This window comes from Bradyrhizobium sp. (genome assembly GCF_049691595.1).
Taxonomy (GTDB): domain Bacteria; phylum Pseudomonadota; class Alphaproteobacteria; order Rhizobiales; family Xanthobacteraceae; genus Bradyrhizobium.
The window spans coordinates 1-2,603 of record NZ_JBAVNZ010000565.1 but is presented as its reverse complement, the minus strand read 5'-3'; the positions used below and the strand labels follow the sequence as shown (position 1 = coordinate 2,603).

Annotated in this window: 2 protein-coding genes and 1 pseudogene; all 3 read left to right on the top strand. The window is 64.0% G+C overall.

The annotated features are described in order from the left end of the window. A partial coding sequence (locus WCE35_RS22940; RefSeq protein WP_424595599.1) for a methyl-accepting chemotaxis protein occupies positions 1-529 on the top strand: 529 nt, incomplete at its 5' end. Positions 530-537: 8 nt separating this feature from the next. Continuing rightward, positions 538-789: pseudogene (locus WCE35_RS22935) on the top strand (hypothetical protein); the annotation flags it as partial. A gap of 455 nt (positions 790-1,244) precedes the next feature. Beyond that, positions 1,245-2,603 (top strand): HAMP domain-containing protein (locus tag WCE35_RS22930; RefSeq protein ID WP_424595598.1); only part of this gene is annotated, 1,359 nt, incomplete at its 3' end.

The following is a 2,603-nucleotide window of genomic DNA, read 5'->3' as shown; positions in this document are numbered from 1 at the left end:
GTCGAAGGCGGCGAGCCGCATCGGCGATGTCGTCGAGTTGATCAACACCATCGCCGGACAGACCAACTTGCTGGCGCTCAACGCCACCATCGAGGCCGCGCGAGCCGGCGAGGCCGGCCGCGGCTTTGCGGTGGTCGCGTCTGAGGTGAAGGCGCTGGCCGAGCAGACCGCGAAGGCGACCGGCGAGATCGGCCAGCAGATCAAGAGCATCCAGGATGCGACCGGCGATTCGGTCGTGGCCATCAAGGAGATCGGCAGCACGATCGGTCGCATGTCCGAAATTGCTTCGACCATCGCGGCGGCGGTGGAAGAGCAGGGCGCGGCGACGCAGGAGATTTCCCGCAACGTGCAGCAGGCCGCCCAAGGCACCCAGCAGGTCTCCTCCAACATCACCGACGTGCAGCGCGGCGCCAGCGAGACCGGCTCGGCGTCCTCGCAGGTGCTGTCCGCGGCGCAGTCGCTGTCCGGCGATTCCAACCGCCTCAAGCTCGAGGTCGGTAAGTTCCTCAATACGGTCAGGGCGGCCTGACAATCGGGCTCGGCTCCGCGGACGAGCGCAGTTTTCGCGGATCGGTCTCGGGCATGGGATTTGCCTATTGCGATTTCCGTCACCAGGGCGGGGCGCATATGCTGATGGCCCGCGCGACCGAAGTGTCGCGGGCCGAATTTTCCGCGCGCGTCGAGACGCCGCCGGTCGAGAGCGCGAGACTGGAGCCGGTGAAATCCGAGACGAAATCGGAGCCGGCGAAATCGGACAGCGTGCCGGAGCTGCGCCGTCCGGCCGACTGACGCGGCGCCGGCGTCAGCCGGCCGCGCCATCCACCACGCTCAACCCCGATGCTGACGGCGGCGAGTGCCGCGACGCCATGCGTTGTCGCGCCGGCCGATGCGCGAACTTCATCCGCTGGCGCGGTTGCCGCCGCCCCACGTGCAGTTCAAATCCGCACCGCACCGCAGATCGCAACCAAAGCGCAGCCCGCGCGATGTCTCAGTATTTGTACGACCACCGAAATTAACCACAACGTAGTAACGCAAGCGTTATTGCTTCAAGGGAACACGCCGACGTTTCGGTTCGAAGAACATCCCCCGCCCCGATCTCGGGGATGTTCGAGAACCGATTCGCCCGGCCGCGGTCATCCGGTCCAGAAGTGGAACCGCCGCTTCCAGATCGCCGCTTCCTGATTCCCGGCCCCCGATCGACGCAACTGACTCTCATTATACCCTGAAATTGAAGGACCAATGCCATGAGCAACCTTTCGTCCAGCGCCACCCCGACTTCCGGCCTGTTCGGCTTCTTCGCCAACCGCAAGATCAGCACCAAAATCGCGATCGGATTTGGCTGCACGCTGGCGCTGATGACGGCAATCTCGGCTATTTCCTATGTCGAGTTCGGCAGGGTTGAGCACGACGTTTCTGACTATTCCCGCAAGGTGGCCAATAGTGCCGTGATCAGCGACGTCGATCGGCAGTTCCTGGCGTTGCGGCGCTATGTCGGCGAGGTCTCGGACAATATGGAGGAGAATAATGCCGCCGCCGAGAAGGCGCGCAAGATTGTCCGCGAGCGTCTCGATCTGGCATTGAAATCCGTCAATAATCCCGAGCGTCTCGCCAAGGTGAAGGAGATCTCCGACAAGTTCGAGATCTATTTGAAGAATCTCGACAAGGTCACGCCGATGCGGCGCGAACAGGCTAAGCTGGTCAGGGAGGTGCTCGATCCGGTCGGCCAGAAGCTGCGCATCGAACTGGAGCAGTTGCAGAAGGAAGCCGCCGCCCAGGCCGGCAACAGCAATGCACAGGCTCTTGCCGGCGAAGCCATCAAGCTGGTCATGCAGGCTCGCCTCAACGCCGACAAGGCGCTTGCCCGTCATGACGAGGCCCTGGTCAAGGCCGCCGAAACGGCCTTCGCGGGCCTCAAGCCGGTGCTGGCGTCGTTCGACAAGGCGATTGAGAATCCGGATGCGCGCAAGCGGCTCGATGACGTCAAGTCCGGCGCCGACAAGTTCCATGACGCCATTGTCAAGGCTATGCACGACTCGGAGGAAATCGACACCATCATGAACGGGGAGATGCGCAAGGCCGCCCGCGCGATCGCGGACGATGCCGCCGCGATCAAGACCGCCACCACGGCCGAAGAGCATCAGATCGAGCATGAAGTCGCCAGCCTGATTGCCCTCGCCAACAGCATGATCCTTTGGGTTGCCCTCGGCGGGCTGATCGTCGGCATGTTGCTGGCCTGGCTGATCGGCCGCGCGATCTCCAGGCCGGTGATCGGCCTGTGTGCCGGCATGCGCGAACTCGCCGACGGCAATTTCCAGGTGGTGTTGCCCGGTCTCGGCCGTGGCGACGAGGTCGGCGACATGGCCCAGGCGGTCGAGACCTTCAAGGTCAAGGCCGAGCAGAAGGCCCGCGACGAGGCCGAAGCCAAGATGCAGCAGGACCAGATCGCGGCGAAGCAGCGCAAGGCCGACATGATCAAGCTCGCCGACTCATTCGAAGCCGCCGTCGGCGAGATCATCGAGACCGTGTCGTCGGCCTCGACCGAACTGGAGGCCTCCGCCGGAACGCTGACCAAGACCGCGGAGCGGGCGCAGGAACTTACCACC